Genomic DNA, 599 nt, shown 5'->3' with positions numbered 1-599 from the left:
CGGCGACCGACCCGCGCGCGCGGGAGGAGGTCGCCGCCGCCTGGGGCGTCGCCGAACTCCCCTCGCGGTACGGCCGGGACACCGGGCAGATCGTCGAGGCCGCCGCCACCGGAGAGCTCGGGGCCCTGGTGGTGGCGGGTGTGGAACTCGCCGATCTGCCCGATCCACGGCGCGCGCGTGAGGCACTCTCCGCGGTGGGCTTCCTGGTCTCGCTGGAGCTGCGGCCCAGCGAGGTCACCGAACGGGCCGACGTCGTCCTTCCGGTCGCCGCCGTCGCCGAGAAGGCGGGCACCTTCATCAACTGGGAGGGCCGCGTGCGGATGTTCGAGGCCGCGCTGAAGCCCGACCAGATGACCCGCCGGGTGGCACCCACCGACGGCCGTGTCCTGCAGATGCTGGCCGACGCCATGGACGTGCACCTGGGGCTGCCCGATCTGCGCACCACGCGCGCGGAGCTGGACCGCCTCGGGGCGTGGGACGGCGCGAGGGCCAACGAGCCGGTGGAGGTCGCGGCCTCCCTGCCGAGGCCCGCCGCCGGGGAAGCCGTCCTGGCCGGGCACCGGCTGCTCCTCGACCAGGGCCGCCTCCAGGACGGCGAC

The 599-nt window shown here is 75.8% G+C and carries 1 protein-coding gene; it reads left to right on the top strand.

Translation table 11 applies throughout. The features are described 5' to 3' along the window. Nucleotides 1-599: molybdopterin-dependent oxidoreductase (locus tag AWZ10_RS10885; RefSeq protein ID WP_159058249.1), on the top strand; the 599-nt coding region annotated here is incomplete at both ends.

The organism is Streptomyces europaeiscabiei (assembly GCF_001550375.1).
GTDB classification, from domain to species: domain Bacteria; phylum Actinomycetota; class Actinomycetes; order Streptomycetales; family Streptomycetaceae; genus Streptomyces; species Streptomyces europaeiscabiei.
This window is presented reverse-complemented; position numbering and strand designations above follow the sequence as displayed.